Raw genomic sequence first — 6,854 nt, forward strand, 5'->3', positions numbered from 1 at the left:
ACCTTAATTCCGCAACACTATTATAAATATAACTTTTTAAGTACCTGAGCAACAAAAAGTTGCTCAGGATTTTGTCATGTCAGATTTTTCACCTATCTTAGTGTTGCAAATCAAAATATGTATCAAACCCGACAGACATGGCAAAGAAAGCAATAAAATCTGAGAAACTCACTCCTTTTGGAGGAATATTTGCAATGATGGAGCAATTTGACTCCACATTGTCATATGTAATTGACACAACCCTCGGTCTAAGATGCAGGCTGTATGGTTATCAATACAGCGAAATCATCCGTTCTCTCATGAGCATCTACTTCTGTGGCGGCTCATGTATTGAGGATGTCACAACTCATTTGATGCCCCATCTCTCGCTTCATCCGACACTTCGTACCTGCAGCTCTGACACTATCCTCAGAGCGATAAAGGAACTGACGCAGGAGAACATTTCATACACGTCAGATACGGGTAAGAACTACGATTTCAATACGGCTGACACCCTCAATACCTTACTGCTCAATTGTATGTGTGCAGCTGGTCAGCTGAAAGAGGGTGAGATGTATGATGTTGATTTCGACCACCAGTTCATAGAAACAGAGAAATATGATGCAAAGCATACATACAAGAAGTTCCTTGGTTATCGACCAGGTGTGGCGGTTATTGGAGATTTGATTGTCGGCATTGAGAACAGCGACGGCAACACAAACGTCCGTTTCCATCAGAAGGACACGCTGAAGAGATTCTTCGAAAGGTTTGAACAGAACAATCTTGTTATCAATCGTTTCAGAGCTGATTGCGGCTCGTGCTCTGAAGAGATCGTGGAAGAGGTTGCCACCCACTGCAAGACCTTCTATATCCGTGCCAACCGCTGTAGTTCGCTCTACAATGACCTCTTCGCTCTCAGAGGCTGGAAGAGGGGAGAAATCAACGGCATTGAGTTTGAGCTGAATTCCATTCTTGTAGAGAAGTGGAAAGGCAAGACATACCGGCTTGTGATTCAAAGGCGGAAACGGATGGACGGTGAGCTTGACCTCTGGGAAGGAGAATACACATACCGCTGCATCCTGACCAACGACTACGAGCCTTCCGTAAGAGAGATTGTCGAGTTCTATAACCTCCGCGGAGGAAAGGAGCGCATCTTCGATGACATGAACAATGGTTTCGGATGGTCCAGATTGCCCAAATCCTTCATGGCAGAGAACACAGTGTTCCTTCTTCTTACAGCACTTATCCGTAACTTCTACAAGGTCATTATCCAAAGACTTGACGTAAAGAGGTTCGGACCCAATAAAACAAGTCGCATAAAAGCGTTTGTCTTCAGATTTGTCTCTGTACCAGCCAAATGGATCAGAACATCAAGGTGGTATGTGCTGAATATCTATACCTGTAATAATGCTTACGCAGATGTATTCCAGACTGATTTTGGATGACGACTACAACTTATGGGTATGATACTGCGTATTGTCTCAAGTCGCATTGTGGGGTAAGGGGGTATTGTAGGCAGAAGTGGGTATTTCAGCCTCAATTTATCTAATAATTCAGTAATGAGAGAACGTGTACACGTAAATAGGACGATGAAGGACTTAGTTGCGGATTTGAGGCTTATGAAAAGCGTATTGCTTTCTCAATACATGCCGTTCCTCTTCGCTCAGCGACAGGAAATAGGCTTTCCATCCCGGACAGAAATTGATGTGCCATCGCCAAAAACGACCCAACAATGACTTGGGTGAACGGTCGTATCGCCGCCTCAGTGGGCACTGCTGACAGTTATGTTTCTTTTCCAATACTTTATCTATTTATCTTTCGTAAAACTCTCGTGGCAAAAATAAGGATTATTTTCAGTGATCAAGCACACAGTTCATTAAAAAAGAGAGGATTTGCTAAGATTCAGAATAACGACGAGCCATCGACCCCAACGGGAGTCGAACTTCAAGTAACCGCACATGATACAATGTGCGGGTCGAAGTGCCTTCCCAATCCACGACCCCAACGGAGGTCGAACCTTTCTACAGATTATATGGTTCGACCCCGTTGGGGTCGGATGTATAGGAGTCATCTGGCCATCCGCAAGTCTTTGACATTGCGGTTAACGGGGGTGAGACCCTTTTCAGGGTCTGTTTGTTTGCACACCTTCATTCTACATAAACGGCTAAATTCAAATATTAAAAGCGTTTACATATTGCAACGTATTTATCTGTTATGCTCCTATTAAATTGTTCTATATCCTTATACTTTTCAACTAAATCCTTTATCACAGGCGCATTTAAATCGACGTTTAGGGTATATTGAACAAAAGCACGTAGCATCTCATAATTATAATTTACTCAAGTTTCGGATTTAGGTTGAGAGGATAGATTTGGGCATAAAAAAGGCTTTGAGGATTTCCGTATGTCACGGAAATTTAGTAATTTAGAGGTGCCCAAACAACTAATTACAATCACTCAAAGCCATGAGCAAAATTACAAAAATTCCATCGGAGATCCGCAACTTTTTCACGGGAAAACGAATCAATCCCGCATTTTCCAAGTTTATGACCCTCCTTGAGGGGATGAGGATTTCAGACAAAGATCTCGGAGGGAAAAAACGTGAGAACTGTCAGCTTACCAACCTTCAACTTTTCCAGATCATATTGATTCTGCCGTTTATGGCCGTCCCGGGTTTTTCTCATTATGCCGGATCGTCAATCTCGAAACTGTTCGGGGGTAAGAAGGACCTACTCTATTCGTTTATGGCCAAGGACAATATAGACTAGCAACATCATCTGGCACATCGCCTGTCATCTCATCAAGGCCGTGACCATAAGGAAAGACTATCAAAAGAGCCATCTTCCGGCAGTGCTTATTGTGGATGATTCCGACCTGCCGAAGACCGGATTGAGGATGGAGTGTATTGGCAAGATATTCTCGCACGTGTTTCAGCGGTGCATTCTCGGCTACAAGCTGCTGGCCCTGTGCTGGAGCGACGGCCGCTCTCAATTTGTCGTGGACTTCTCGATTCACGGCGAGAGAGGGAAGGTCGATGGCAAGGAACAAGGTCTTACGGCCCGGCAGCGCGAGAGGCGCTACAACCGCAAGCGTGACAGAGACTGCCAGACCGAAAAACGCAAGGAAGAGTATTTCGTATCCAAGCTTGAGCGCCTGAAGAGCATGGTGAAGAGACCATTGGAGGATTGTTCGCCGATATATATGAAGGCGTACACGAGCTCACCGTCGTGGAAAAGATCTGGTCAATCATTATTGATGTAATAGCAATCGTGGCTGAGATTTTTACCATTGACGAGAACGAATTGATGGAGCAAATTATACGGGATAACCGCAGGTTCAAGGCCATGCAACTGATCGCTCAGACTGCATAAAACCTAAATCCGAAACTTGAGTAAAATACATAACTGTAATAATCTACTACTAATCTAAAATAAAGCGATTATAAGCTATCCTTTTTCCTGTGTTTGTTTTAAAGTTTTCACCTATACACTTTTTTATCTTTTCCTGTTCTTTTTCTTTATCCATAACCGTTAAATTTTCAAGCAAATCAGCTTCCCATTGTATTTGAAAATCAAGTCCATCAATTTTAGATGGAGTATGATGGTTGCCTATTATAAAGCATATTCTATCAATATTTTTGTTATAGCCTACCTTTTTTAATATTTCTTTCGCTACTGCTGGTCCTTCCTTTTCTTGATAGACACCATCAATAGAACCGTATTTTTTTTGTGCTTCAACCGCACCAATATCATGTAGTATAGCAATAATACTGATGAATTCTTTTTCTTCCTCTCCGATATTTTCTCCGTTCATTATATCTTCTGCATTTTTCAAAACTTTAAGAGTATGCTCTATGCCAAAAGGAATTTCTTTGAATACTTCTTTCATCTCTATAATAATTTTTTCTTTAAACATAAATTACCTCCATTTATACCTTATAGGTGTTTTAGTTCTATCTATCCACTTTTTTGTTCGCCGATACAATCAGCATCATGGGACGGCGCATTTCATCCTGCATCCCCGGAATATCCATCATGTTTTCCGGCGGCTGCGGCTCCACAATATGATTTATTATAAAACCATTTGAAAGCAGTGTATTTAGATATGTGGTCAGTGTTCTATGATATTTTGTAACCTTTTCTCCCAAAAACACAGCTGTCCGTTTGCCCTCATAATAATAATTATCCACTGGAAAATGCAGTATTTCTCCTTTTTCGTTATAATGCCAGTCTTGTGTTCCATAGGCAGTAAAAACAGGATGTTCAACCGTAAAAACTAGCTTACCACCAGACTTCAGTATTCTATATATCTTTTTTACTAAAATCTCATAATCTGCTACATAGTGAAACGCAAGTGAGCTTAATATTACATCAAAACTCTCCTCTGGGAATTCCACATCTTCTATAGCACAGCATTTATATTCAACCTGTGGAAAATGTGTTTTTTCTTTGGCTACCTCGAGCATTTTATGAGAAATATCAACACCTACAACAGAAGACGCTCCGTGTTCCATCGCATAAATACAGTGCCATCCATAGCCACATCCTAAATCAAGCACACGCTTATCTTTAAAATCCGGCAGCAGCTTTCTCAATGTTTCCCATTCTCCTGCACCGGCTAGTCCCTGCTGTGAGCGACTCATTTGACTGTATTTTTGAAAAAATATATTATCATCATATTTGTTTTCTTTCATCTGAATTCCCCCTCGTTTAAAAAGTTATTTATCTCCGTTGCAATTTTTTTCACTTCTTTATATAGCTTCTCGGTCATATCGTAGCATTCAAAAAGTGAAAGACCAAGTACTTCAAAAATATGATTTACCCTTTCGGCATATTTTTTAGGTTTATATTCAAAAGTTTCAAGCAGTTTTATAGCTTTCTTTTCGTTAATGCAATAAGCATTATTGCATGCAAATAGTACTTGATTTAAGCATGAAATAATACGAAAAACATGGCCTGCAATATAATATTTATCCTCTGCTCCCGCATTTGCTTTTACAAACATTAAAGAGAATTCTGCTTCAAATAAGAAAAAGTTTATCAAGCTCTTCTTTAGAGCACCAGGGTAAATTTCCGCCTGATTTTTTAATTCGCAAAAGCTTTCATTTTTAGCATATTGTATCTTGCTGATAGCCAATTCTCCACGATACATAGCACTTATATAACCATGGGGATGCCCGGTCTGATAATTTGCAGTAACAATTCCTTGCTCCGTATCCTTGATTATTTGTTCCACCCGTTTTATATCACGTAAAATCAGATCAACATGATACCCGTTAATAACTAACCATCCGCCTCCATTGACCCAATCACCCCACGCTCCGGGAGGTACAACAAGGTTGTTTCTATTCTCATCATCCAACTCTGTAGCAATTTGGTTAATCGCTGTCAGGTCAAATGATTCTTGATTGTAATAAATTCCGATATCTATATCAGAATCCTCTGTATGGGTACCTCTTGCACGGGATCCCCCTAATACGATGCCTTCTATAAAAGGCAAAGAGGATAATTTTTCTGTCACTGATTGAATAATATTATATATCATACGAACACACTCCTTTATTTTGCATCTAATTTTCTAATCTCAGTTATCATTGGGCAAACTATTGCAATGCAAATAATTAAAATACCTGATAGTAAAAACCAATGATTTACACCGATTCTATCAGCAAAGAATCCAGAAAGAATTAACCCAATTGGCATAGCAAGAGACATGATACTTCCAGTTAAAGAAAATACACGTCCTAAATATTCAGGCTTAATTTTCTCCTGAAAAAGAGCTGTTTGCACACCGCTGTAAAACGGAACCGAAAGCCCCATTATTGCACAGCAGACTACAAATATGAAAAATCCACTTTGGGGAAGTAATCCTGAAATGGGTAAGCTTATCCCCATCATAAAAATGGATGCCGTTATTAATAAGATTCGCTTTTGGTAATTCCCAAATAACCCTAATAATAGACCCCCTATCAACATACCAGAGGCATAAGCAATCTCCGTAATAGAAATATGCATCGGTGTACCATTAAAATATTCCATAGTGATTAAAGGATATAAAGCATTTATGGGCATATAAACAAACATATATAATGTTCCAACGAGTAATAAAGCAAATAATCCTTTATTTTGCCGTAGTACAGCCATTCCTTCTTTCATTTCTCGTATGAAATTTGGTTTCAAACTTTGCACTTGATCACCCAGCTTAGGAATACGTACAATTGCTACCGTAATAGATGCAATCACAGCACCCAATACATCGATGGCAATAATAGCATTTAGTCCCCAAACGGAGTATAAGAGTGCTGCAACCGCCGGACTAACAATATAGCTTATAGACTGCAAAGACTGACTATAGCCTGCACATTTCGTAAGCTGTTCTTCTGGTACTAAAAGTGGAGTAACCGCATTGAGAGCCGGGGTATGAAAAGCTGTTCCAATGCTACGGATGAACAATACTACCATAACCATCCAGATAGGTAACTCCATATACAATGCAACAATAGCTAGCACGGCCCCAGCTGCTGCGATAATTAAATCAGCACCAATCATTATCTTCTTCCTATCATGACGATCCACTAATACACCAATGGCTGGTCCAAAGACCGCATAGGGTAAAAAACCTACAAGTGAAGCCATAGACAAGACCATCGCAGATCCTGTTTTTTCTGTAAGGTAAAAAATAATCGCCATTTGCAGGATGGCACTAGTGATTAATGATACTGCCTGCCCTGCCCATATTGTATAAAACTTAAGTTTCCAATTGTTGTATTTTTCCATTTATATTATCTCCCTTAATTCCGCAACACTTTGATTTAACTTTATTTAGGGACTGTCGTTAAATTCCGTCATTATGAGTCAATCGGCAGACTGTCCCGGT

7 protein-coding genes and 1 pseudogene are annotated in these 6,854 nt (G+C 40.1%); 3 read left to right on the forward strand and 5 right to left on the reverse strand.

From position 1 onward, the window contains the following. The first annotated feature begins 137 nt into the window (after positions 1–137). Complete coding sequence (locus DWY55_RS21475; protein WP_007664617.1) at positions 138–1,424, forward strand: IS1380-like element ISBaov1 family transposase; 1,287 nt, start codon at positions 138–140, stop codon at positions 1,422–1,424. A 153-nt stretch (positions 1,425–1,577) separates the two neighbouring features. Here the strand turns inward: DWY55_RS21475 and DWY55_RS21480 are convergent, their stop codons facing one another. After that, positions 1,578–1,778 (reverse strand): hypothetical protein, encoded by a 201-nt coding sequence (locus tag DWY55_RS21480; RefSeq protein WP_007837439.1) that lies wholly within the window; start codon positions 1,776–1,778, stop codon positions 1,578–1,580. A 665-nt stretch (positions 1,779–2,443) separates the two neighbouring features. Between DWY55_RS21480 and DWY55_RS21490 the strand changes: the two genes are divergently transcribed. Further along, positions 2,444–2,746 carry a hypothetical protein gene (locus tag DWY55_RS21490; protein WP_007664625.1) on the forward strand — a complete coding sequence of 101 codons (303 nt, stop codon included), beginning with the start codon at positions 2,444–2,446 and terminating at the stop codon, positions 2,744–2,746. Between the two features lie 40 nt (positions 2,747–2,786). After that, the gene (locus tag DWY55_RS22135; RefSeq protein WP_007664626.1) at positions 2,787–3,239 is read left to right on the forward strand and encodes a hypothetical protein; all 453 of its coding nucleotides are present in this window, start codon (positions 2,787–2,789) and stop codon (positions 3,237–3,239) included. 159 nt (positions 3,240–3,398) lie between these two features. Here the strand turns inward: DWY55_RS22135 and DWY55_RS21505 are convergent, their stop codons facing one another. The 4 genes and pseudogenes from DWY55_RS21505 to mef(A) all read right to left on the reverse strand — a co-directional run bounded on the left by DWY55_RS21505 (position 3,399) and on the right by mef(A) (position 6,754). Beyond that, complete coding sequence (locus DWY55_RS21505; RefSeq protein WP_007897426.1) at positions 3,399–3,893, reverse strand: HD domain-containing protein; 495 nt, start codon at positions 3,891–3,893, stop codon at positions 3,399–3,401. A gap of 37 nt (positions 3,894–3,930) precedes the next feature. Continuing rightward, positions 3,931–4,671, reverse strand: a complete 741-nt coding sequence (locus tag DWY55_RS21510) for a class I SAM-dependent methyltransferase (RefSeq protein WP_008766909.1) — start codon at positions 4,669–4,671, stop codon at positions 3,931–3,933. After that, positions 4,652–5,522, reverse strand: a pseudogene (locus tag DWY55_RS21515) (nucleotidyltransferase domain-containing protein). The gene DWY55_RS21510 and the pseudogene DWY55_RS21515 overlap by 20 nt, the downstream one beginning before the upstream one ends. 14 nt (positions 5,523–5,536) lie before the next feature. Continuing rightward, positions 5,537–6,754, reverse strand: a complete 1,218-nt coding sequence (gene mef(A) / locus DWY55_RS21520) for a macrolide efflux MFS transporter Mef(A) (protein WP_120178386.1) — start codon at positions 6,752–6,754, stop codon at positions 5,537–5,539. Positions 6,755–6,854: the final 100 nt, after the last annotated feature.

Source organism: Bacteroides sp. AF25-38AC (assembly GCF_003602995.1).
Lineage (GTDB): Bacteria > Bacteroidota > Bacteroidia > Bacteroidales > Bacteroidaceae > Bacteroides > Bacteroides uniformis.

Excerpts from the sequence above, each read along its gene's own strand:
- DWY55_RS21475 (WP_007664617.1), top strand. The coding sequence starts at position 138 with ATGGCAAAGAAAGCAATAAAATCTGAGAAACTCACTCCTTTTGGAGGA.
- DWY55_RS21490 (WP_007664625.1), top strand. The coding sequence starts at position 2,444 with ATGAGCAAAATTACAAAAATTCCATCGGAGATCCGCAACTTTTTCACG.
- DWY55_RS21505 (WP_007897426.1), bottom strand. The coding sequence starts at position 3,893 with ATGTTTAAAGAAAAAATTATTATAGAGATGAAAGAAGTATTCAAAGAA.
- DWY55_RS21510 (WP_008766909.1), bottom strand. The coding sequence starts at position 4,671 with ATGAAAGAAAACAAATATGATGATAATATATTTTTTCAAAAATACAGT.